The sequence below is a fragment of the Archangium sp. genome (assembly GCF_045802675.1).
Taxonomy (GTDB): domain Bacteria; phylum Myxococcota; class Myxococcia; order Myxococcales; family Myxococcaceae; genus Archangium.
The window spans coordinates 162,003-182,912 of the sequence record NZ_JBJMQO010000042.1 but is presented as its reverse complement, the minus strand read 5'-3'; the positions used below and the strand labels follow the sequence as shown (position 1 = coordinate 182,912).

The window sequence follows — 20,910 nt, the reverse complement described above, 5'->3', positions numbered from 1 at the left end:
GTGATGCGGAAATCTCACTTCATGGTCACCCGTCGCCCTCCCGAGCCGGAGTCCACCGAGCGAAACGACCCGTCCGTCGAGGCGGCCTACCAGGCGGCCCCCGAGGAGATGGTGGCGGAAATCATCGACGGGGAGCTGTTCCTCAGCCCCCGCCCGGCCCGGCCCCACGCCAACGTGTACTCGAACCTCAGCGGCATCCTCCTGGCGCCCTTCAAGTTCGGCAGGGGAGGCCCCGGAGGCTGGGTCATCATCGCCGAGCCCGAGCTGCACGTCGGCCGCCGGCCAGACAAGCTCGCACCGGACCTCGCGGGCTGGAGGCGCGAGCGTCTGCCGGATGCCGTCGGAGGGGAGGACGCCCCGGCGTACTACGACCTCGTCCCGGACTGGGTGTGCGAGATTCTTTCCAAGAGCACGCGCAGCCGGGACCAGGGCGCGAAGATGCGCATCTACGCCCGCGAAGGCGTGCGGCACCTGTGGCACGTGGACCCGGTGGCCCGCTCGCTCGACATCTTCCGGCTCGAGGACAACCAGTGGCGTCAGGTCGAGTCCTTCACCGGCGAGGGGCGGGTCCGCGCCGAGCCGTTCGACGCCATCGAGCTCGAACTGGCGCTCGTGTGGTCCAGGTGAGATAGAGCGGTCCCCATGTCCGAACAGACTCCGGGGACCGCCCTTCGCTCGCTCTACCCGCCCATCGAGCCGTACCGCACGGGCCGGCTGCGCGTCTCAGACATCCACGAGCTGTACTTCGAGGAGTCCGGCAACCCGGATGGCAAGCCGGTGGTCTTCCTGCACGGCGGCCCCGGCAGTGGCACCGAGGGCAAGCAGCGCCGCTTCTTCGACCCCGCGCGCTACCGCATCGTCCTCTTCGACCAGCGCGGCTGCGGCAAGAGCACCCCGTTCGCCTCGCTCGAGCAGAACACCAACTGGGAGCTCGTGGCCGACATGGAGAGGCTGCGCGAGCACCTCGGCATCTCCCAGTGGCAGGTGTTCGGCGGCTCGTGGGGGAGCACCCTCGCGCTGGCCTACGCGCAGACGCACCCGGAGCGCGTGAGCGAGCTCGTGCTGCGCGGCATCTTCCTGCTGCGCAAGTGGGAGATCGGCTGGTTCTACCAGGAGGGCGCCAGCCGCCTCTTCGCCGACGCGTGGGAGGACTACGTGAAGCCGATTCCCCCCGAGGAGCGCAAAGACTTGCTGCGCGCCCACTACCGCCGGCTCACCAGCGAGGACCCGAAGGTGCGCCAGGAGTCGGCCACCGCCTGGAGCCTCTGGGAGGGCCGCACCAGCGCGCTCCGGCCCAACGCGGACCTCATCGCCCGGTTCGGCGCGGACGAGTTCGCCCTCTCGCTCGCGCGCATCGAGTGCCACTACTTCCTCAACGACGGGTTCCTCGAGCGCGATGGCTGGCTGCTCGACAACGTGGGCCGCATCCGCCACATCCCGGCCGTCATCGTCCAGGGCCGCTACGACGTCGTCTGCCCCATGCAGAGCGCCTGGGAGCTGCACCGGGCCTGGCCCGAGGCGCAGCTGCGCATCATCCCCGACTCGGGCCACTCCGCCTTCGAGGTGGCCACCCTGAGCGCGCTGGTGGAGGCCACGGACGGCTTCGCGGCCCGGCGCTGAGGCACGGGCGCGGGCTCACCCCCGCGCCGAGAGCACTTCCAGCAGCAAGCGCGCGGCCAGCTTCGCGGTGCGCGCGTTCTCGTCGTGGGGCGGAGACAGCTCCATCAAATCGGCACCGAGCAGCTTCGGCTCGGCGGAGACGGTGCGCACCACGTCGATCATCTCGCGCGAGGACAGTCCGCCCACGCTCACGGCGCTGACGCCCGGGGCCACGGCGGCATCGGCGGCGTCGATGTCCACGCTCAGGTAGAGCGCATCCGCGTCCACCATGATGCGCGAGAGGGCCTCGCGGGCCACGGCGGCGGCACCGCGCTCGGCGATGTCCTCCACGGTGTAGAGGTGGATGCCCTGCTCGCGCGCCCACGAGAGGTAGTAGCGCGAGTTGGCGAAATAGCGGATGCCCAGCATCGCGGTGCGCGCGCCGGTGAGGATGGAGCTCTCCAGGGCGCGGCGGAAGGGCGTGCCACTGGAGAGCGAGGACGCGTTGTCGTACTCGCGCACGTCCAGGTGGGCATCGACGGTGACGAGCGCGAGGCGCAGGTTGGGACGCGCGGCGGCGAGCCCGCGCAGCAGCGAGCCCGTGAGGCCATGGTCCCCGCCGATGAAGACGGGACGGGCGCCGGTGGCGAAGAGGTTGCGGGCGGCCTCCTCGACGCGGGTGTGCGTCGTGGCCGCGTTCATGGACGTGAGCGCGAGGTCGCCCAGGTCCACCACCTCCCCGAGCTCGCGCTGGCCGTCGAAGGAGCCATAGGCGCCGAGGGCCTCGCGCAGGGCCTTGGGGCCGAAGCGGGCGCCGGGGCGGGAGGGAATGCCGCCGTCATAGGGCAGCCCGAGGAGGACGGGCCGGTCCTGGAGCGGAGCGCCGGGAGCGAAGGGGCGCAGGAGGGCGGAGGCGCGGGGGTCGCGGGGGTCGGCGGCTGGACGGAGGCCGGCGAGAGGGTCGTGCGGAGTATCCATCGTGGTGCATCCTTGCCATGAATCGGGCCCACGTCGAAGTGTTGGACCCCACAGGAGACCCCCATGACTTCATCCCAGTACCGCCTGCTCGCCCTGTCGCTGACCTGTCTGGCGGCGGGAGTTGCCGGCTGCGGCGCCAGCGAGGCCGCGACGAAGCGCGGCGCGGACACCGGCGCGGGCTCGAGCCTGGCCACGGAACTGGTGGCCGCGCACAACAAGGCCCGGGCGAGCGCGAAGCCCACGCCGAAGCCCGCGCTGCCACCGCTCACCTGGTCACCGGAAGCGGCCAGGGTGGCGCAGGCGTACGCGGCCGAGTGCAAATTCGAGCACAACAAGAACCGGGGCAAGTACGGGGAGAACCTCGCGGCCGCGGCGCCACCGGGCTCGAAGACGAACGCGGAGGTGGTGCAGGACTGGATGTCCGAGGCGTCCGACTACTCGTACACGAGCAACAAGTGCGCGCCGGGCAAGGTGTGCGGGCATTACACGCAGGTGGTGTGGCGCAACTCGACGCAGGTGGGCTGCGCGACGGTCATCTGCACGAAGAACTCGCCCTTCGGCGCGGAGTTCCCCAAGTGGCAGCTCTGGGTGTGTGATTACTCGCCGCCGGGCAACTACGTGGGAGAGAAGCCGTACTGAGAGCGCTTTCCTCGGCGGCTGCCGCAAGGGCAGCCTCCACCGGGAGCTCCCCAGCGAGGTGTCCGCCGGGACTCCCGGCAGTCGAATGGAGCCGCCGCCGGCTCACTTCTTCAGGTGCTCGGCGAGGAACGTCCTCACCTGCTCCCACGCGGCCTCGGCGGCCTCGGCGTTGTAGCGCCCCGGTGCCGACGGGTTCGCGAAGGCGTGCGGCGCGTCGTACTTGCGAATCTTGTGCGCCACCCCCGCGTCCGACAGCGCCTCGTCGAACTCCTCCACCACGTCCTGCGGAATGGACTCGTCCTTCGTGCCGAAGATGGCCAGCACCGGCGCCTTGATGGACTTGAGCGCCTGCGTGTCCGTCACCGGCCGCCCGTAGTACATGACCACCGCGCTCAGCTCGGGAATGGCCATGCCCGCCCGGAGCGACCACCCGCCCCCGAAGCACCACCCCACCACCCCCGTGTGCGTCGACTGCACCCGGTTGGCCGTCATCAGGAACGCGTTCGCCGCCTTGAGAATCTCCTCCGAGCGCTTCGGGTCCACCGTCTTCATCAGGGCCATCGCCTCCTCGGGCGTGGTGGCCACCTTGCCGCCGTACAGGTCCACCGCCAGCGCCGCGTAGCCCTCGGCCGCCAGCCGGTCCGCCCAGTGCATGATGTGCTCGTTGAGCCCCCACCACTCGTGGATGACAATCACCCCCGGCACGGGCGCCTTCACGTGCTCCGGCAGGCTCAGGTAGGCCCTCGCGCCCGCTATCTCCACCATCTGCCCCTTGCGCGGCGGCGCCTCCTCCGTCTTCAGCTCGTGCAGCGCCTGGAACTGCTTCTCCGTCAGGCCGCCGAGCTCCCCGTGCCGCGCGTCCGCACCCGCGCCCTGCTTCGTCGCACAGCCACCCAGGGCGAACAGCAGCACCGCCCCACACCCCCACAGCGTCCTCGGGCTCATCGACAGCTCCTCTCCTCCGGGCCGCGTCCATGTGGGCCCTGGAGCCCTCCTGGCGTAGCGCGCCCGCCCCGCGCATGCCAGGGCACAGTCCCCCAGGTGCGAGAAAGACGACGGGCCATCCGGTGCCCGCCCCGCGAAGGGCAGGCCACCCGATGGCCCGTGGGCGCATCGCTCGCCGCGCGGCCGGTTACTTCTTGGCCGGCTGACCCTGCGGGGCCGGCTTGCCCGGCTGACCCTGGGGAGCGCCCTGCGGGGCCCCCTGGGGACCGCCCGGCTGGCCCGGCATCGGCATGGGGGCCGGGGCCGGCTCGTTCTTCTGCACGTCCAGCAGCTCCACCTCGAACACCAGCGCCGAGCCGCCCGGGATGCCCGGCGTGCCGCGGTCGCCGTAGGCCAGGTCGGACGGGCACACCAGCTTGGCCTTGCCGCCCACCTTCATCTTCTGCACGCCCTCGGTCCAGCACTTGATGACGCCGTTGAGGGGGAACTGCGCGGGCTCATTGCGCTTGTACGAGCTGTCGAACTCCTTGCCGTCCGGCAGCGTGCCCCGGTAGTTCACCTTCACGATGTCGCTGGCGGCCGGCTGCGCGCCAGTGCCCTCCTGCAGCGGCTTGTAGATGAGGCCGGACTCGGTGCGCTGGGCGCCCGGCTCCTTGGCGGCCTCCTCCAGGAACGTCTTGGACTTCTCCTTCTCCTTGGTGGCCTTGGCCGTGGCGCGGGTGCGCGCCAGCTCGGAAATCTTGGGCCCTTCCGTCTGCAGGTCCACGGCGGGCTGCTGGTTGGTCAGCTGCGCCGTCATGCCCGCCTTCACGTACTCCAGCTCCTCGGGCGTCATGTCGAAGCCCTGGAGGTTGCGCCCCACGCTCAGGCCGAGCGCGTAGAACGCCTTCTGGTCGTCCGTCTGCGGCTTGGTGCCCTTCTCCTGGTTGCAGCCCGTCACGGCGAGCGCCGCCGCCAGCATCACGATCTTCCGCATGTGTCCTGCCTTTCTAACCAGGGCAGCAAGCGCTGCCCGTGCGGGCGCCCTTATACAGAAGGGTCGGCCCCTCGGGGAGCGGCGCGTCCTTATCTTTCGCCGGTGAGCCCGGGGCGCCGGGAGGGCGGGCCCGCCGCGCCCCTCCCGGGAAGGGACCCGCACCTGGGGTGAGCAGGGAGGCACTCGGGGCATGGACATCGACGTGCGGCGGGTCCTGGACTCGTTGGGAGACCCACTATTGGCCCTCGACAGGTCGGCCCGCATCCTCCATGCCAACGCGGGGATGAAGGAATTGCTGGGCTGGTCGCGGCTGGAGCTGCTGGGCCGTCCGCTCTCCCAGGTGATTCCCGGGGGAGTACCCGGGCTGACCCCGGAGCGGCCGGCCGCCCCTCCCCCGGGCCGCGGCTGGGAGCCCCACCGGCCCCTGTCCCGCCCCCCCCACCGGGTGAGCGCCCTGCGGCGCGATGGCCGCCCGCGGGAGGTGGAGGTGCGGCTGTCGCCCTGGCCCGGGGCGGAGGCCGAGGGCGTGTGCATCCTCTCCTTCCACGCGCTGGACGCGCAGCAGGAGCTGGAGCGGCAGCTGCGGCTCTTCCGCCGGCTGCACCTGCTGGACGCCGCGCTCACCCAGGCCTTCTCCCACGCCACGGACGAGGAGGAGGCGGCCTACGCGGTGCTGCGCGCCTGCGGGGAGCTGGAGGGCTGGACGCTGGGCACCTACTGGCGGCTGGAGCCGGGGGCTGGGGTGCTGATGCCCCTCACCCTGTGGACGGCGTCCCCCGGCCTGGGCGACTTCGCCAGCACCACCCTGGGGCGCACCCTCACCCCGCCCGAGGGCCTGCCCGGCCAGGCCTGGGTGCGCCGCGAGCCCGTCTGGAGCCGGGATGTGACGCGGGACGGGCGCTTCCTGCGCGCGGACGTGGCGGCGCGGCAGGGGCTGCATGGCGGGCTCTTCTTCCCGGTGCTGGGGGGCGGGAGCCGGGTGTACGGCGTGGTGGAGCTCTTCAGCCGCGCGCCCCGCGAGGAGCGAGAGCCGGACGAGGCCGTGGCCAGCTCGCTCGGCCACCACTTCGGGCGCTTCCTGGACCGGCTCCGCCTCACCGAGCGCGAGCTCACCCGCGACACGGCGGTGCGCGCCCTGTGGGACGCGGACCTGCTGGGGCTGCTCATCAGCAACGCCCACGGCCGGCTGCTGGACGCCAACACCACCCTGCTGCGGATGCTGGGCTACACGCGCCAGGACGTGCGCGAGGGACGCCTCAGCTGGAGGGTGCTCAGCCCGCCGCGCCAGCGCCTGGCCCTCGAGAGCGCCCTGCGGCGGCTGCGCGCCGACGGCGTGCTGCACTCCTTCGAGGGCGAGCTGCGGCGCAAGGACGACAGCGCGGCGCCGGTGCTGCTGGGCTCGGCGAGCCTGGGCAACGGGCGCGTGATGACGTTCGTGCTGGACCTCTCCGACTGGAAGCCGCAGGAGGCCACGGGGCCCCATGAGGCCGATGCCCGGCTGCACGCGCTCATCGCCCACGCGCCCGTGGTGCTCTTCGCGCTGGACCGCGACGGCCTCTTCACCCTCTCCGAGGGCCAGGGGCTGGAGGCGCTGGGGCTCAAGCCGGGGCAGGTGGTGGGCATGTCCGTGTTCGACCTCTACCGGGGCGAGCCCACCATCCTGGCCCACGCGCGCCGGGCGCTCGCCGGAGAGGAGTTCTACGCGGTGGAGTCGCTGAGCACCGGGCTCGTCTACGAGACGCACTGGGTCCCCCTGAAGGACCCGGAGGGGCGCCAGTCGGGGACCCTCGGGCTGGCCACGGACGTCACCCAGCGCGAGCGCGAGGCGCACTGGCGGGCCCAGCTCTTCACCGAGGCCGAGGAGGCGCGGGCCGAGGCGGAGCGCGCGGTGCGCCTGCGCGACGAGTTCCTCTCCGTGGCCAGCCACGAGCTGAAGACGCCCCTCACCTCGCTCAACCTGCAGCTGCACGTGCTGCTCAAACGGGCGCGCCAGGGCGGGCGGCCCGAGGACGCCGAGACGGTGGAGCGGCTGGAGAAGGCGCGGCGGCAACTGCAGAAGCTGGCGCGGATGATGGATGACCTGCTGGACGTGTCGCGCGTGGCCGAGGGGCGGCTGCGGCTGGAGCTGGGCGAGGTGGAGCTGGTGCAGCTGGTGCGCGAGGTGCTCGAGCGCTTCCAGGAGGAGGCGCAGCGCTCGGGCACGCGCCTGGAGCTGGCGGGCGAGGGGCCGGTGGTGGGACGGTGGGACCGCTCGAAGCTGGAGCAGGTGGTGACGAACCTGGTGTCCAACGCGTTGAAGTACGGAGCGGGGGCGCCGGTGGAGGTGCGGGTGCGCTCCAGCGGGGCCATGGCGCTGCTGGAGGTGACGGACCATGGCATCGGCATCCCGCCGGAGGACCTGGGGCGCATCTTCGGCAAGTTCGAGCGGGCGGTGCCGGTGCGGCAATACGGGGGCTTCGGGCTGGGGCTGTACATCGTGCGCCAGCTCGTGGAGGCCCTGGGGGGAGCGGTGGACGCGGAGAGCACCCGGGGCCAGGGCTCCACCTTCCACGTCGCGCTGCCGCTGGCGGGGCCCGAGACGCGGCTGCCCCCTCCCGCCCCCACCGCCGGGGACCTGCATTGAGCCGGGCGCTCCCGAGCGGCGAGGCCCCTGCTGGCTGGTTGGACGACAGGCGGGCCCGCCTTCGTCGAGTCCAGCGGACCCCGGCCGGCCCCTGGCCCAGGGGTTACATCTTCTCTTCTCGCCGTTTCGGACCTCGTTTGATACGCCGGTCCACCCAGGGCCCCCGGAGGGAGGTAGCGTGCCGCCAGCAGCCGACGCACAGCGCACCAGCGTTCTACTGGTGGATGACCACCCGGCGGACCTCGACGCGCTGGAACGCCATCTGGAGCCCTTCGCGCTGCACCTGGTGAAGGCGTGCTCCGGAGAGGAGGCGCTCGAGTTCCTCGAGGGAGAGGAGTTCGCGCTGGTGCTGATGGACGTGCGGATGCCGGGGCTGGATGGCTTCGAGACGGCCCGGCGCCTGCGCGAATACGAGGCGGAGCAGCGGCACGTGCCGCTCATCTTCCTCACGGGCACGCCGCGCGACGCGCGCTCGGTGGCCCACGCGTACGCGAGCGGGGCGGTGGACTGGCTGAGCAAGCCGGTGGAGCCGGACATGCTGCGCGCCAAGGTGCGCGTCTTCGTGGACCTGCACCGCGAGCGCGAGGCCCTGCGGCGCCAGCAGGCCGAGCTGCTCGAGCGCGAGCGCGAGCTGGCGGAGGACCAGCGCCAGCGCGTGGAGGCGGAGCGGGAGCGGCTGGTGGTGGAGCTGCGCGAGGCGGTGCGCCTGCGCGACGAGTTCCTCTCCGTGGCCAGCCACGAGCTGAAGACGCCCCTCACGCCGCTCGCCCTGCGCCTGCAACTGATGGAGCAGGGGTTGCGCGCGCCGGTGCTGGAGCCCGGGCGCCTGCGCGAGCACGTGGAGGCGGCGCGGGGACAGGTGCGGCGGATGGCGTCGCTGGTGGACAGCCTGCTGGACGTCACGCGCATCACCAGCGGCCAGCTCACCCTGCGCCGCGAGCGGGACGTGAACCTGGCGGCGCTCGTGCGCGACGTGGTGGCGGGCTTCGAGATGCAGGCGGCGCGCGTGGACTGCCCGCTGAAGCTGGAGGCCCCCGCCCGGGTGCTGGGCCACTGGGACGTGCTGCGGCTGGAGCAGGTGGTGACGAACCTGCTGACCAACGCCCTGAAGTTCGGCGCCGGCTGCCCGGTGTCCCTGCGCGTGGAGGAGGACGCGGGGTGGGCCCGGCTGACGGTGCGCGACGAGGGCATCGGCATGGACGAGGGCGTGCGCGCGCGCATCTTCGAGCGCTTCGAGCGCGGCGTGTCCGAGCGGCACTACGGCGGCCTGGGGCTGGGCCTCTTCATCACCCACCAGGTGGTGGAGGCGCTGGGCGGGCGCATCCTCGTGGAGAGCGCACCGGGGCGGGGCTCCACCTTCACCGTCGAGCTGCCGTGCGTGCCACCCGAGGGAGACGGCGGCCCGCGGCATGCCGCCTGAGCGCCGGGAGCATTGGGAGGAGCACACATGACGCAGAGCGGAAGCGAAGGCATGGGGGTGGGCCTGGCGCGGGCGGAGGTGGAGGTGACGGTGGGCGCGCCGCGCGAGCGGGTGTGGCGGGCGCTGGTGGACGAGGCGGGCCAGTGGTGGCCGCGGGACTTCTACGTGGGCCGCGAGCCCAGGGGCTTCATCATCGAGGCGCGCCCCGGGGGCCGGGTGTACGAGGACTGGGGCAACGACGCGGGGGCGCTCTGGTACACGGTGCTGGTGGTGCAGCCGCCGGAGGTGCTGGAGCTGGCGGGGTACCTCACGCCGGCGTTCGGCGGACCGGCGACGACGACGGCGCGGCTGTCGCTGCGGGCCGAGGGCGACACGACGGTGGTGAAGGTGGAGGAGGCGGTGTTCGGCCGCGTGGACGAGCACACCGTGCCCCGGCTGCGCGAGGGGTGGCGTACGCTGCTCGGCGGCGGCCTGAAGGCGCACGTCGAGCGCCGTCAGCCGTAGACGACTCGAGGAGGAATCCGCATGCGCATCACCATGTCCCCCCAGGACTACGCCACGGCCTTCCGCCTGCTCGCGATGACGGGCCGGCACCACGAGAACATCGGCCAGGTGTTCGAGCAGCACGTCCTTCCCAAGCTGCCCCCACGCCCCTCGCTGCTCGACGTCGGCGCGGGGCCGGGCACCGTCACCCGGCGGCTCGCCCCGCACTTCGGCGCCATCACGCTGCTCGAGCCGAACCGGGAGCAGCTCGGCGCGTTCCAGCTCGAGGGGGCCCGCATCGTCCACACCACCCTGGAGGGCTACGACTCGCCCGAGCGGTATGACGTCGTCCTCTGCTCGCACGTCCTGTACCACGTGCCCCTGGAGGACTGGGGTGGCTTCGTCGACACGCTGCTCGCGCGGGTGAAGCCCGGAGGCTACTGCCTCATCGTCCTCGGTGCCGCGCGCGGGCAGAACTACGAGCTGCACCGCGACTTCACGAAGACGGTCATCTCCAGCGCGCAGCTGCTCGACACGTTGAAGCGGAAGCAGCTGCCGCACGAGGTCGTCCCGGTCGTGAATGGCTTCTCCGCGGCCACCCTCGAGGAGATGGTCACCCTCTGCCGCTTCTTCGTGCTCGAGGACTGCTACACCGCCGAGCAGCTCGCCGCCCTGAGCGCGGACGAGGCACGCGGGCTCGAGGAGAAGATTCGCCGGCACGCCGAGCGCTGCCACACCGCGGACGGGGTGTACCGCCTGGAGCAGGACGAGGACATCGTCCTCCTCGCCCGGCCGTAGCGAAGCCGTAGCGGGCCGCCTGCCCGGCCGCCGTGCCACCGGGCCGGCCCCGGATGTCCTTCCGTCTCATGGCCCGGCGCCCGCCCGGTGCCCAACCTGCGCCGAGCGGGTGCCACGGCGAGGAGGAACGATGAAAGCAAGCAAGGGAACGGGCGTGCTGCTGCTGCTGCTCGTGGGACTGCTGGCGGGAGCGGAGGCGGCAGCCGGGGAGCAGCGGGAGCGCCACGGCTGGGACATCACCGTGGAGGCCAACACGGACTTCCCGCTGTCCCTGGGCGGGCGGTTGGGCGTCGAGTCCCCCTGGCGGCTGCGCCTGTCCACATCGCTCGGCTACCTGCCACCCGCGTACCTGCGCCTGGCGAACGACGTGGCGGTGGGGATGGGCGCCTATGAGCGCAGGGTCGCGGACCTCATCGAGGACTCGCTGAAGAACTCGCTGGTGTGGCGCACGCACGTGGGCTGGCGGCCCTTCCCGGGCGCGGGCTTCTACGTGGAGGGCGGCTACGGGATGGTGGCGCTCGGCGGCGAGTCGAACCCCGAGGAGGTGCTCGTGTCGCTCACGGACCTCACGCCGCCCACGGGCGAGGAGGTGCTGAATCGCGTGTACCGCGTGCGCTCGGTGCTGCACATGCTGGACGTGGAGCTCGGCTGGCGCTGGGGCCTGGGCTCGGGCTGGACGGCGCGCACCGCCCTGGGCGCGGCCTTCACCCTGGACTCCAACAGCCACGTGGAGCCCCAGTTCGAGCCGAGCAACCCCGTGCTCGTCTCCCTCTTCTCACGCCTTGCCGAGGGCTATCTGGACCGGACGTTCGAGAAGTACGTGAAGCTGCCCGTGGTCTCCTTCTCCATCGGCTACGCCTTCTGAGCACCGGGTGGGGTGACGGCCGGGGACGGGTGCCGTCTCCTTACCTCTCGCGTTACCCAACGTGTCGGGTTACAACTTGACACCCGACATGAAGTTGTGGCCAAATCAGGATTAAGCCTATTTTGCCACAATGGGGGTGTACCGTGCGAGCCTGGAAGGTCGTTTTCGGAGCCTGGGCGCTGCTGGGCGCCGCCGGATGTAGCCATTCGGAGGCGGCACGGCGGGAGGAGCCGGGTCCCTCGCTGGGCCTGGCATGTGTCCGGGGTGTCGAGGACGCGTGTGGCGCCACCGAGTACGAGGAGGGCACGCGGACCAAGGGCGGCACGGTGTCGCTGCGCATCTGGGCGCTCATCGCCCAGGGGCAGTTCGCCGAGGCCCAGGCGCTGATCGCCGAGTCCACCGCCGCGGGCCTCATCGAGCAGCAGCAGGCGGCGCGGATGCTCGAGCGCATCACCCTGCTCAACACGAGGCTGGGGCAGATACCGGCCACGCTTCAGCGGGTGCGGGACTTCCCCTCGCAGCTGCGCGACTTCTCCCTCTTCCAAATCAAGCAGCTGCTGGAGCAGCGGGACTACACCCTGGCGACGCAGGCGCAATTGAAGCTGGCCGAGAAGCTCATCGAGCAGCAGGACCGGTTGATGGAGAAGGTGCCATGACGAAGACGTCCTCGCACCCGGAGGTGGCGGAGCTGCTCGCACGCCTGAGCGAGGCCCGGCGCGGCGGCGGCGCGGAGGAGACGCGGCTGGAGCAGGTGCGGCGCTACCGCGAGCTGCTCGCCGAGTGCCCCACCTTCACCCCGGCGCTGCTGGAGTTGGGCCGGCTCCTCCAGCTCACCGACGAGCCGGGGAAGGAGCCCGAGCAGTTCCTCGCGGAAATCCAGGCCCTGCTGGAGCAGGCGGTGCAGGTGTCGGGGCGGGAGGCGAACACGGTGGTGGAGCTGGGGTACTTCCTGGACACCCTGTGCGGCGCGCCCCAGGAGGCCCTGCGGCTGTACGAGGAGGGGGCGGCCAGCGCCCTGGAGACGCTGGAGGACGCGTGGGCGGGGCTGCTGCGCGGCTGGGTGCACGAAGGCTCCCAGGCGTCGCTGGACAAGGCCCTGCGCCTGGCCGAGCTGGCCGAGAAGCTCTTCCCGGACTCGGGGCGCCTCCAGGGCGTGGTGCACGACGCCCGGCAGGCGGCGGGCAGACGTCCGGGCGAGGGCAGTGGCCGCACGGATTGACTTGAGAAAGCCCCGGGGGCTCGACCATTCTCCGCTCCCATGGGACGCATCTTCGAAACCCGTAAAGCCACGATGTTCGCCCGCTGGAACAAGATGGCGAAGTTGTTCACGCGGATCAGCAAGGACATCGCCATCGCCGTGAAGGCCGGTGGCCCCCACGCGGAGAACAACCCCACCCTGCGCCGCGCGCTGCAGAACGCCCGCGCCGCCAACATGCCCAAGGACAAGGTCGAGTCCGCCATCAAGCGCGCCAGCGGCCAGGACGCCAAGGCCTACGAGGTGGTGGTCTACGAGGGTTACGCCCCCCACGGCATCGCGGTGATGGTGGAGACGGCCACCGACAACGTGGTGCGCACCGTCGCCAACGTCCGCATGCACTTCAAGGACTGGGGCGGCAACATGGGCAACACCGGCAGCGTGGCCTTCATGTTCCAGCGCATGGGCGTCTTCCGTCTGGCCCCCGAGGGGTTGGATCTGGACGCGCTCGAACTGGAGCTCATCGACCACGGCCTGCAGGAGATGGGCGAGGGCACCGGCGAGAAGGGGGAGAAGCAGCTCATCATCCGCTGCGCCTTCAACGACTTTGGCCAGCTCAACGACGCCCTCGAGTCGCGGGGCATCCACCCGCTGTCGGCCGAGTCCGAGTACATCCCCCAGACGCCCGTGGAGCTGCCCGAGGACAAGGCCACCGAGGTGCTCAAGCTGGTGGACGCGCTCGAGCAGGACGAGGACGTGCAGCGCGTCTTCCACAACCTGGCGTAGGCCCGCGCTTCAACCCATGAGTCCGCTGCGGCCCGCCACGCGCGAGGACAACCCCCGGGTGCTGGAGCTGTTCGGCGCGGTGCCGATGCAGGGCGAGCTGGTGCTGGCCACGCAGCGCTCGCCGGACTTCTTCGGCCTGTACGACATGCAGCGCGGGGCCGCGGAGCTCTGGGTGCACGAGGTGGAGGGTGGGCTGGACGGGATGGGCGCCATCCTGGTGAGGGACGGCTGGCTGGAGGGCCGGCCGTGCCGCGTGGGGTACCTGGGAGACTTGCGCACGCGCTTCTCGGCGAGGCGCAGCCGGGGCCTGGCGCGCTTCTACGGGCCGGTGCTGGAGGAGACGGCGAAGCGGCTGGGCGTGGAGGTGTTCCTCACGGCGGTGATGGCGAGCAACGCCGCGGCCCTCCAGGCGCTGGTGAAGCGCAAGAAGCACCGCGAGGCCCAGCCGCACTACGCACTGCTGCGGCGTTTCTCGGCGGTGTCGGTGCACTTCACCCGCCGCCGCACGCCGAGGCCCGGCCGCTACGAAGTCCGGCGCGCCACGCCCGCGGACGTACCGGCCATGGCGGCGATGCTGGACGCGGACCACCGCACGCGCCCCTTCGGCTACCGCTACGACAGCGGCGAATTGGAGCACCGGCTGGAGCGCTGGCCGGGCCTGGGCGTGGAGGGCTGCTACCTGGCCTTCGACAGCGGCGGGAAGCTGGTGGGGTGCACCTCGGTGTGGGACCCGGACGCGGTGAAGCGCTACCGGGTGATGGCGTACCGGGGCTCCATGCGCTGGGTGAAGTGGGGCTACGACGCGATGGCCACGGTGCTGCGCGCACCGCGCCTGCCCGAGCCCGGCACCGACTTCCGCTACTTCTACCTGTGCAACACGAGCATCGCCGCAGAGGACCCGGCCATCCTGCGCGCGCTGGTGGAGCGGGTGTACGCGGACCACCACGGCAAGGGCTACCACTTCTTCTCGCTGTACCAGGGCGAGGGAGATCCGCTGGCGCCCGCGCTGGAGGGCTTCTTCCAGCGGCGGTTGGACTTCCACCTGTACGCGGTGACCCCGGCGAGCCTCGCGCGCGAGCACTTCCCCGAGGGCCGCACCGGCTTCGAGATGGCCCTGGCCTGAAAGACGAGGACGGGCCTGCGTTTCCAGGTTAGTGGGGGGCCATGAGCGAGCGGCGCGGTGCGGATGCGTTTTGCTTCCAGGTGATGATCGCCCTGTGCATGACCTGGGGTCTGCAGCAGGTGGCCATCAAACTGGCGGCGGCGGACATCGCACCCATCATGCAGGCGTCCACGCGCTCGGGCATCGCCGCGCTGCTGGTGGCCCTGCTGATGTTCTGGCGCGGAGGCTGGGAGGGCCTGCGTCAGGGCACGTGGCCCGCGGGCCTGCTGTGCGGTGTGCTGTTCTCCCTGGAGTTCCTGTTCATCGCCCTGGGCCTCGAGCGCACCACCGCCGGGCACATCTCGGTATTCCTCTACACCTCGCCCATCTTCTCCGCCCTGGGACTGCACCTGCTGCTGCCCAGCGAGCGCCTGCGCCGCATGCAGTGGCTGGGAATCGGCCTGTGTTTCGTCGGCATCGCGGTGGCGTTCGGAGGCGGCGTCTCCCTGGCCCAGATGGATTCACGGATGTTGCTGGGCGATGCGCTGGGGCTCCTGGCGGGCGCGGCCTGGGGTGCCACCACCGTGGTCATCCGAGCCTCGAAGCTGTCCGAGGCACCGCCGGGCCTGACACTCTTCTACCAGCTCGCCGCCGCCTTCGTGCTGCTGCTGCTGATCGCCATCGGGAACGGACAGGTCAGCCACTTCCAGCTCACCCCGCGAGCGGTGGCCAGCGTGCTGTTCCAGGGCGTGGTGGTCTCCTTCGTCAGCTACCTCATCTGGTTCTGGCTGTTGCGCCGGTATCTGGCGTCGAACCTGGCCGTCTTCTCCTTCATGACCCCGCTGTTCGGCGTGACCATGGGAGTGCTGATCCTCCATGAGCCCTTGTCGTTGAACTTCGTCGGTGGCGCCGTGCTGGTGCTGTTGGGTATTACGCTCGTGAGTGGTGAAACCTTGTTCCGGCGGTGGCTACAGTCATGAGAGACAAGCAGATCTTCCAGGACGCGTACTTCACCGTCCTCGTCGACGAGCAGATCGGCATCGTCCGCACCATTCGCAGCAGCACACCGTTCGCCTCGCTCGAGGAGCTCGACGGCGTCTTCGCGCGGCTCGGTGACGCCCTGGATGCACTGGGGCGCTCGCGGTACGGACTGCTCGCCGACCTCCGGGCCGGTCCTGGCCGGAACGATCCCCAGTTCGAAGCCGCCATGGAGCGCCTCCGCCCTCGCTGGACCGGCGGCTTCCGGAGGGTCGGCGTGCTCGTGCGCAGCACCGTGGGGCTGCTGCAGATCCAACGTCACGCCCGGAGCGATGGCTTTGAACGGATGATCTCCAAGCACGAGGACGAGTTGCTGACGTACCTCACCCGGGACGTCTAGAGTTGGCGCGTGACAACACGCCTGAAAGGATGCCGATGATCACCGTGACCGCGTTTCGCTGGGTGCCCCCGCTCGCACAGGGGCTCGTGAGGGATTTCCGGGTGCGATGGGCGCTCGAGGAGGCGGGGCTTCGCTATCAGGAGAAGCTGATCGGACTCGGCCAGGACCAGGCCTCCGAGGAGTATCGCCGCCAGCAGCCCTTCGGCCAGGTGCCGGTCTACGAGGAGGAGGGCCTGACCCTGTTCGAATCCGGCGCCATCGTGCTGCACATCGCGGAGAAGTCGGAGGTGCTGATGCCGCGCGAGCCCGCCGCCCGGGCACGCGCCATCACGTGGATGTTCGCGGCCCTGAACTCGATGGAGCCGCACATCTGGAGCTTCGTCGCCGTCGACAGCTTCTTCGCGAACGAGGAGTGGGCGAAGCTGCGCCGCCCGAGCGCGCTGCAGCTGGCCGAGAAGCGGCTCGATGAGCTCGCCACGTGGATGAAGGGCCGGGAGTGGCTCGAGGACCGGTTCACCGCCGGAGACCTCCTCATGTCGAGCGTGCTCCGCATCCTGCGCAACACCGACCTCCTCGCCGCGCGCCCGGCGCTCGAGGCCTACCGCCAGCGCTGCGAGGCACGGCCCGCCTTCCAGAAGGCACTGGCCGACCAGCTGGCGCCGTTCGCGAAGTACGCGCCTCCAAAGGCGTGAAGGCATCATCCGCCCGCCCCTGGACTGACGTCTCCTTCACGAGGTCAGTCCGTGGGGCCAGGGCAGCGGCGGCCTGAGCACGGCCCCGGAACGAGGATTGAACGAAACCGGGGCATGGGGCTTCGCGCATGGAACGAATGGGACCGGGAGATGCGCTCCCGCGCGAGCCCCCGCACACTCAGTACGAGGCGAGCGGCGGCCGCACCATCACCAGCTTCGGGTAGGCGCAGTGGAAGCCGGCCTTCTCGTAGCTGCGCTGCGAGGCCGTGAGGGGCTCCGTCGAGGACGCCACCACATCGCACCCCCGCTCGGCCGCCCAGGCCATCCGCGCGCGGATGAGCGCCAGTTGCAGGCCCTGCCCCCGGTACGGCGGCGCCACGCCGTCCGCCGACAGCAGCGCCACGCCCTCCGTCGCCGACGCCACGCCCACGCCCCGGGGCTCGCCCTCCTGGAGCGCGAGGAAGCACGTGTTGCCCCGGGTATGCACCAGGCCCAGCCCCCCGGACAGCTCCGCCTCGGAGCCCGCGGGCCGCCCCAGGTACGCGACGAAGAAGAGCTCCGCCCAGCGCCGCTCCTCGCCCGGGAGGATGGGCCGCACCTCGATGCCCGGCATCGGCGGCGGCAGCGGCGAGGGTGTGCGCCACCACACCTGGAGGAAACGCTCCACCCGGTAGCCCCGCGCGCCCAGCTTCGCGGCGAGCGAGGGCTCGCAGAAGGGATTCAGCTCGATGCGGACCGCGCCCCCGCCCCGGCCCAACAAGCTCTCGATACGGTCCAGGTCCGCCAGCCCCACCATGCCCTCCAGCCCCACGCCCACCGCCACCGAGTACGGCGAGCGCGCACCGAGGAAGATGGCCCGCCCGCCCGCGACGTACAGCGAGGGCACCCCCTGCCGCGCGGGGAAGGGCGTCCGGTCGATCTGCTCCGCCTGGGCGTTCTCGATGCGCCTGGCCAGCACGCGAGGATCCACCCCGGGAAGAGACACGGCTGTCATGCGAGGCCTCCTGCGGCGAGTCTGCTCGCAAGCGCCCCGGCGGGTCGAGCGTGCTTGCGAGCCATGCGTCCGCCACTTCATGCTTCGGCAATGCCAAGACTCCGACTCCTGGGGGGACCGTGCGCCGCCCTCGCCCTCCTGGCCAGCACCGGCTGCACCGCGGGCCGCGTCACCGCCCCGCCGCCCGAGCCGACGCGGACCTCCGACGCACCGCGGCTGGACGAGGCCGCGTCCCACTACCAGCGGGCCTTCTCCCTGGGCGGTGAGGGCAAGGCCGCGGAGGCGCTGCCCGAGGCCCTGCGCGCCACCGGGCTGGACGCGGGGAAGAGCCGGTACTGGGAGCTGCTGGGCATGCTGTACCTCCAGCTGGAGAAGCCAGCCGAGGCGCGCGCGGCCATCGACAAGACGCTCGCGCTGGAGCCGGACAACGCGCAGGCGCTCTTCGTGCTCGGCATGCTGCACCTGGACGAGGGAAGGGCCGACGAGGCGCTGGCCGCCTACGAGAAGGCACGCGCGGCCAGGCCGGACTTCACGCTGGCGCACTACAACGCCGGGCAGCTGCACCAGTTGCGCGGCGAGGCGGCCGAGGCGCTCGAGTGCTTCCAGAAGGCCGCCGGGCTGGAGCCGGAGGACTGGAAGACGCGGGCGAAGCTGGTGCAGATGCACCAGGCGCTCGGGCACAAGGCGGAGCGCGACTCCGAGCGCGAGTCCCTGCTGCTGCTGCGCCAGGCGGGCAAGGTGGACAAGGAGTACTTCGTCCGCGAGCAGTTCAGCGTGGACGGCCAGAACGTGATGGCGGTGGAGAACTTCGAGCTGGAGGGCGACTGGGCCCGGCGCTACGAGTTCCAGGTGTTCAAGCCGGGTGCGGAGCGGCCCTCGCTCGTCCTCTCCCTGGGCTCGTATGCCTTCGTCAACGCGTTGAACCGCGAGGACGACGCCAAGGAGGGCGGCAAGAAGGAGAAGGGCCCGCGCCTGTTCCACCTCGACGGCTACCACCCGGACAACTCGCACGACACCTACGGCTTCTTCCAGGGCGAGCCCTCCTACGACGAGACGCGGGAGCAGGTGCTCGCCATCCTCCAGGGCGAGCTGCGGCCCATGTCCTCCACGAAGCCGCCCCCGCCCTGACACGGAGTGCGGGTGCCCGGGCAAGGATTGGGCCCCGGGCACCGGCTCGCATACGCTGCGCGTCCCAGGAGATGACCCATGTGGGCTCGCGCATTCTTCGAAGACGCCACCAAGACGAAGGCCGCTGACGAGGTGAAGGCCATCGAGGCCCGCACCGCCGCCGAGGTGGTGGTGTCCGTCCGCCGCACCTCCGGCCACTACCGGCACACCGACTACCTCGTGGGCTTCGGCCTGGCGCTCGTGGCGCTGCTGGCCATGCTCTTCCTGCCCCCCGAGTTCGACCTGGAAATCTTCCCGGTGGGCCTCGTCATCTCCTTCGCCCTGGGGGCGGTGCTGACTCCCCGGCTGCCCGGACTCCGCCGGCGGCTCACCTCGCGCAAGTTGCAGGAGGAGAGCGTGCGCACGGCCGCGCGCGCCGCCTTCGTGGAGCTCGGGGTGTCGCGCACCACGGGGCGCACCGGCCTCCTCGTCTTCGTCTCCCTCTTCGAGCGGCGCGTGGAGGTGGTGGCGGACACCGGCGTGGACACCGCGGCCATGGGCGAGGAGTGGACCCAGGCGCTGGCGAAGCTGTCCGCCGCCGTGGCCTCCTCCGAGTCCCCCGAGCCCTTCTTCGAGGCGCTGCGCCTGCTGGCCCCTCCGTTGGAGCGGGTGCTGCCGCGCTCCGCCGATGACATCAACGAGCTTCCCGACGCTCCCCACGCCGCGTGAGAACCATGAACCGCCTTGGCAAATGGCTCGTCTTCACCTCGCCGCTGTTGCTGGCGCTCGTCCTCGCCGCGCCGGAGGGCCTGGCCCGGCCCGGAGGTGGCAACACCTACCGCGGCTCGAGCTCCTCCAGCAGCGGCTCCTCGCGGAGCTACTCCAGCAGCGGCTCCTCGCGGAGCTACGGCTCCTCGAGCAGCTCGTACAGCGGCTCGTCGAGCGGCTCGTCCGGCGGGGGCTCGAGTGACGGCAGCGGCTTCTGCTGCCTCGTCTTCGGCGTCCTCGCCGTCGTCATCGTCATCTCGAGCGTCTCCAACAAGAAGAACCCGCCGCGGGCCCAGGACTGGAGCACGGTGAAGCAGCGGGAGCAGCCGCGGCCCTGGTCACAGGAGCGGGAGAAGCTCGAGCGGCTGCGCACGGTGGGGCCGGCGGGCCCGGACGGCAGGCCCGTCCCGTTCGATCCGGACTTCTCGCTGGTGCCCTTCGAGGACTTCCTCTACGCGCTGTACGCGCGGGTGCACACGGCGCGCGGCGGGGGCCAGCTGGAGACGATGGCCGCGTACCTCTCCGAGAAGGCGCTCCAGACGCTGCGGGGCGTGGGCGAGCCGCAGCGGGTGGAGGCCATCGTGGTGGGCGCCATGAAGTACCTCTCGGTGAGCGCCATCACCTCGGGCAGCCTGCGCGTCAGCGTGCGGATGCGCTTCGAGGCCAACTACACCGAGGTGTCCGCGTCGGGCCCGCGGAGCTTCTACGTGGCGGAGGAGTGGCTGCTGGTGCGCTCCACGCAGGTGAAGTCGCGCTCGCCGGAGAACGCCCGCGTCTTCAAGTGCCCCAACTGCGGCGCGCCGCTGGATGGCATGCAGGGCAACACCTGCTCCTACTGCCAGAAGACGGTGAACACGGGCGAGTTCGACTGGGTGGTGTACGAGGTGACGGAGGTGGAGCGGGAGAGCCGTGGCCCGCAGCTCGGCGGCGACACGCCCGAGGAGGGCACGAACCTGTCCACCGTGAAGCAGCCCCGGGTGGACGAGCGCATGCAGCGGCTGTTGCAGCAGGACCCGGAGATGTCCTGGGAGGCGCTCACGGCGCGGCTCGGGTTCATCTTCCAGGAGCTGCAGGTGGCCTGGTCCGAGCGCCAGTGGGAGCAGGTGCGGCCGTACGTGAGCGACAGCCTCTTCCAGACGCAGCTGTACTGGATGGGGGCGTACGAGCGGGCGGGGCTGCGCAACGTGACGCAGAACGCACGCATCACCCAGGTGGAGCTGGCGCGGGTGGTGTCGGACCGGTACTTCGTGGCCCTCACCGTGCGCGTGTTCGCCACCGGCCTGGACTTCACGCTGCGCGAGTCGGACGGGAAGGTGGTGGGCGGCAGCCAGCGGCGCGAGCGCCGCTACACCGAGTACTGGACGCTCATCCGCAGCTCGACGGCCCGGGGAAAGCCGAGCACGGAGAAGCGCTGTCCGTCGTGCGGCGCGCCGCTGTCCATCAACATGGCGGGCCAGTGCACGCACTGCTCGGCGCGGGTGACGTCCGGCGACTTCGACTGGGTGCTCAGCCGCATTGAGCAGGACGAGTCCTACCAGGGATGAGCAGCAGGCGGGCAGGCG

General features: G+C 71.3%; 22 protein-coding genes. 18 read left to right on the top strand and 4 right to left on the bottom strand.

Annotated elements, in window-relative coordinates:
* The first annotated feature begins 21 nt into the window (after window positions 1-21).
* Together ACJ8AN_RS13090 and pip are read left to right on the top strand one after the other, a co-directional pair.
* Entirely contained in the window at window positions 22-627 is a 606-nt protein-coding gene (locus tag ACJ8AN_RS13090) for a Uma2 family endonuclease (RefSeq protein ID WP_407755653.1), read from the top strand.
* A 15-nt stretch (window positions 628-642) separates the two neighbouring features.
* A complete protein-coding gene (gene pip / locus ACJ8AN_RS13085) occupies window positions 643-1,620 on the top strand; it encodes a prolyl aminopeptidase (protein ID WP_407755652.1) in 978 nt (325 codons plus the stop codon).
* 15 nt (window positions 1,621-1,635) lie between these two features.
* Here pip and ACJ8AN_RS13080 read toward each other — a convergent pair whose 3' ends face one another.
* A complete protein-coding gene (locus tag ACJ8AN_RS13080) occupies window positions 1,636-2,577 on the bottom strand; it encodes an agmatinase family protein (protein ID WP_407755651.1) in 942 nt (313 codons plus the stop codon).
* A 63-nt stretch (window positions 2,578-2,640) separates the two neighbouring features.
* Here ACJ8AN_RS13080 and ACJ8AN_RS13075 point away from each other — a divergent pair, with 63 nt between their 5' ends.
* Window positions 2,641-3,216, top strand: coding sequence for a CAP domain-containing protein (locus ACJ8AN_RS13075; protein ID WP_407755650.1), 576 nt, complete (start codon window positions 2,641-2,643; stop codon window positions 3,214-3,216).
* A gap of 102 nt (window positions 3,217-3,318) precedes the next feature.
* Here ACJ8AN_RS13075 and ACJ8AN_RS13070 read toward each other — a convergent pair whose 3' ends face one another.
* Window positions 3,319-4,161: a dienelactone hydrolase family protein gene (locus ACJ8AN_RS13070; RefSeq protein WP_407755649.1), complete on the bottom strand. Its 843-nt coding sequence runs from the start codon at window positions 4,159-4,161 to the stop codon at window positions 3,319-3,321.
* 187 nt (window positions 4,162-4,348) lie between these two features.
* Window positions 4,349-5,137 (bottom strand): FKBP-type peptidyl-prolyl cis-trans isomerase, encoded by a 789-nt coding sequence (locus ACJ8AN_RS13065; protein ID WP_407755648.1) that lies wholly within the window; start codon window positions 5,135-5,137, stop codon window positions 4,349-4,351.
* A 190-nt stretch (window positions 5,138-5,327) separates the two neighbouring features.
* Between ACJ8AN_RS13065 and ACJ8AN_RS13060 the strand changes: the two genes are divergently transcribed.
* The 12 genes from ACJ8AN_RS13060 to ACJ8AN_RS13005 all read left to right on the top strand — a co-directional run bounded on the left by ACJ8AN_RS13060 (window position 5,328) and on the right by ACJ8AN_RS13005 (window position 16,479).
* Complete coding sequence (locus ACJ8AN_RS13060; RefSeq protein WP_407755647.1) at window positions 5,328-7,760, top strand: ATP-binding protein; 2,433 nt, start codon at window positions 5,328-5,330, stop codon at window positions 7,758-7,760.
* A 178-nt stretch (window positions 7,761-7,938) separates the two neighbouring features.
* Complete coding sequence (locus tag ACJ8AN_RS13055; protein WP_407755646.1) at window positions 7,939-9,180, top strand: ATP-binding protein; 1,242 nt, start codon at window positions 7,939-7,941, stop codon at window positions 9,178-9,180.
* 27 nt (window positions 9,181-9,207) lie between these two features.
* The gene (locus ACJ8AN_RS13050; RefSeq protein WP_407755645.1) at window positions 9,208-9,684 is read left to right on the top strand and encodes an SRPBCC family protein; all 477 of its coding nucleotides are present in this window, start codon (window positions 9,208-9,210) and stop codon (window positions 9,682-9,684) included.
* Window positions 9,685-9,705: 21 nt separating this feature from the next.
* Window positions 9,706-10,461 carry a class I SAM-dependent methyltransferase gene (locus ACJ8AN_RS13045; RefSeq protein ID WP_407755644.1) on the top strand — a complete coding sequence of 252 codons (756 nt, stop codon included), beginning with the start codon at window positions 9,706-9,708 and terminating at the stop codon, window positions 10,459-10,461.
* Between the two features lie 130 nt (window positions 10,462-10,591).
* A complete protein-coding gene (locus ACJ8AN_RS13040; RefSeq protein WP_407755643.1) occupies window positions 10,592-11,326 on the top strand; it encodes a hypothetical protein in 735 nt (244 codons plus the stop codon).
* A gap of 143 nt (window positions 11,327-11,469) precedes the next feature.
* Window positions 11,470-11,982, top strand: a complete 513-nt coding sequence (locus tag ACJ8AN_RS13035; protein ID WP_407755642.1) for a hypothetical protein — start codon at window positions 11,470-11,472, stop codon at window positions 11,980-11,982.
* A complete protein-coding gene (locus ACJ8AN_RS13030; RefSeq protein WP_407755641.1) occupies window positions 11,979-12,545 on the top strand; it encodes a hypothetical protein in 567 nt (188 codons plus the stop codon). The genes ACJ8AN_RS13035 and ACJ8AN_RS13030 overlap by 4 nt, the downstream gene beginning before the upstream one ends.
* 39 nt (window positions 12,546-12,584) lie before the next feature.
* A complete protein-coding gene (locus tag ACJ8AN_RS13025) occupies window positions 12,585-13,307 on the top strand; it encodes a YebC/PmpR family DNA-binding transcriptional regulator (protein WP_407755640.1) in 723 nt (240 codons plus the stop codon).
* Between the two features lie 16 nt (window positions 13,308-13,323).
* Window positions 13,324-14,430, top strand: coding sequence for a hypothetical protein (locus tag ACJ8AN_RS13020; protein ID WP_407755639.1), 1,107 nt, complete (start codon window positions 13,324-13,326; stop codon window positions 14,428-14,430).
* A 41-nt stretch (window positions 14,431-14,471) separates the two neighbouring features.
* Window positions 14,472-15,389 carry a DMT family transporter gene (locus ACJ8AN_RS13015; protein WP_407755638.1) on the top strand — a complete coding sequence of 306 codons (918 nt, stop codon included), beginning with the start codon at window positions 14,472-14,474 and terminating at the stop codon, window positions 15,387-15,389.
* Window positions 15,386-15,787, top strand: coding sequence for a hypothetical protein (locus ACJ8AN_RS13010; protein WP_407755637.1), 402 nt, complete (start codon window positions 15,386-15,388; stop codon window positions 15,785-15,787). Before ACJ8AN_RS13015 ends, ACJ8AN_RS13010 begins: the two co-directional genes overlap by 4 nt.
* Before the next feature lie 35 nt (window positions 15,788-15,822).
* A complete protein-coding gene (locus tag ACJ8AN_RS13005; protein ID WP_407755636.1) occupies window positions 15,823-16,479 on the top strand; it encodes a glutathione S-transferase family protein in 657 nt (218 codons plus the stop codon).
* Window positions 16,480-16,657: 178 nt separating this feature from the next.
* On the opposite strand, the gene ACJ8AN_RS13000 is transcribed toward ACJ8AN_RS13005, so the two are convergent.
* Window positions 16,658-17,473 carry a GNAT family N-acetyltransferase gene (locus tag ACJ8AN_RS13000; protein WP_407755635.1) on the bottom strand — a complete coding sequence of 272 codons (816 nt, stop codon included), beginning with the start codon at window positions 17,471-17,473 and terminating at the stop codon, window positions 16,658-16,660.
* A 90-nt stretch (window positions 17,474-17,563) separates the two neighbouring features.
* On the opposite strand from ACJ8AN_RS13000, the gene ACJ8AN_RS12995 reads away from it, so the two are divergent.
* From ACJ8AN_RS12995 to ACJ8AN_RS12985, 3 genes are all read left to right on the top strand, one after another.
* Entirely contained in the window at window positions 17,564-18,601 is a 1,038-nt protein-coding gene (locus tag ACJ8AN_RS12995) for a tetratricopeptide repeat protein (RefSeq protein ID WP_407755634.1), read from the top strand.
* A 78-nt stretch (window positions 18,602-18,679) separates the two neighbouring features.
* Window positions 18,680-19,309: a TPM domain-containing protein gene (locus tag ACJ8AN_RS12990; RefSeq protein WP_407755633.1), complete on the top strand. Its 630-nt coding sequence runs from the start codon at window positions 18,680-18,682 to the stop codon at window positions 19,307-19,309.
* 5 nt (window positions 19,310-19,314) lie between these two features.
* Window positions 19,315-20,892 (top strand): TIM44-like domain-containing protein, encoded by a 1,578-nt coding sequence (locus ACJ8AN_RS12985; RefSeq protein ID WP_407755632.1) that lies wholly within the window; start codon window positions 19,315-19,317, stop codon window positions 20,890-20,892.
* Window positions 20,893-20,910: the final 18 nt, after the last annotated feature.

Excerpts from the sequence above, each read along its gene's own strand:
- ACJ8AN_RS13015 (WP_407755638.1), top strand. The coding sequence starts at position 14,472 with ATGAGCGAGCGGCGCGGTGCGGATGCGTTTTGCTTCCAGGTGATGATC.
- pip (WP_407755652.1), top strand. The coding sequence starts at position 643 with ATGTCCGAACAGACTCCGGGGACCGCCCTTCGCTCGCTCTACCCGCCC.
- ACJ8AN_RS13065 (WP_407755648.1), bottom strand. The coding sequence starts at position 5,137 with ATGCGGAAGATCGTGATGCTGGCGGCGGCGCTCGCCGTGACGGGCTGC.
- ACJ8AN_RS13070 (WP_407755649.1), bottom strand. The coding sequence starts at position 4,161 with ATGAGCCCGAGGACGCTGTGGGGGTGTGGGGCGGTGCTGCTGTTCGCC.
- ACJ8AN_RS13040 (WP_407755643.1), top strand. The coding sequence starts at position 10,592 with ATGAAAGCAAGCAAGGGAACGGGCGTGCTGCTGCTGCTGCTCGTGGGA.
- ACJ8AN_RS12995 (WP_407755634.1), top strand. The coding sequence starts at position 17,564 with ATGCCAAGACTCCGACTCCTGGGGGGACCGTGCGCCGCCCTCGCCCTC.
- ACJ8AN_RS13025 (WP_407755640.1), top strand. The coding sequence starts at position 12,585 with ATGGGACGCATCTTCGAAACCCGTAAAGCCACGATGTTCGCCCGCTGG.
- ACJ8AN_RS13060 (WP_407755647.1), top strand. The coding sequence starts at position 5,328 with ATGGACATCGACGTGCGGCGGGTCCTGGACTCGTTGGGAGACCCACTA.
- ACJ8AN_RS12990 (WP_407755633.1), top strand. The coding sequence starts at position 18,680 with ATGTGGGCTCGCGCATTCTTCGAAGACGCCACCAAGACGAAGGCCGCT.
- ACJ8AN_RS13000 (WP_407755635.1), bottom strand. The coding sequence starts at position 17,473 with ATGACAGCCGTGTCTCTTCCCGGGGTGGATCCTCGCGTGCTGGCCAGG.
- ACJ8AN_RS13030 (WP_407755641.1), top strand. The coding sequence starts at position 11,979 with ATGACGAAGACGTCCTCGCACCCGGAGGTGGCGGAGCTGCTCGCACGC.
- ACJ8AN_RS13080 (WP_407755651.1), bottom strand. The coding sequence starts at position 2,577 with ATGGATACTCCGCACGACCCTCTCGCCGGCCTCCGTCCAGCCGCCGAC.
- ACJ8AN_RS13005 (WP_407755636.1), top strand. The coding sequence starts at position 15,823 with ATGATCACCGTGACCGCGTTTCGCTGGGTGCCCCCGCTCGCACAGGGG.
- ACJ8AN_RS13010 (WP_407755637.1), top strand. The coding sequence starts at position 15,386 with ATGAGAGACAAGCAGATCTTCCAGGACGCGTACTTCACCGTCCTCGTC.
- ACJ8AN_RS12985 (WP_407755632.1), top strand. The coding sequence starts at position 19,315 with ATGAACCGCCTTGGCAAATGGCTCGTCTTCACCTCGCCGCTGTTGCTG.
- ACJ8AN_RS13075 (WP_407755650.1), top strand. The coding sequence starts at position 2,641 with ATGACTTCATCCCAGTACCGCCTGCTCGCCCTGTCGCTGACCTGTCTG.
- ACJ8AN_RS13020 (WP_407755639.1), top strand. The coding sequence starts at position 13,324 with ATGAGTCCGCTGCGGCCCGCCACGCGCGAGGACAACCCCCGGGTGCTG.
- ACJ8AN_RS13090 (WP_407755653.1), top strand. The coding sequence starts at position 22 with ATGGTCACCCGTCGCCCTCCCGAGCCGGAGTCCACCGAGCGAAACGAC.
- ACJ8AN_RS13045 (WP_407755644.1), top strand. The coding sequence starts at position 9,706 with ATGCGCATCACCATGTCCCCCCAGGACTACGCCACGGCCTTCCGCCTG.
- ACJ8AN_RS13050 (WP_407755645.1), top strand. The coding sequence starts at position 9,208 with ATGACGCAGAGCGGAAGCGAAGGCATGGGGGTGGGCCTGGCGCGGGCG.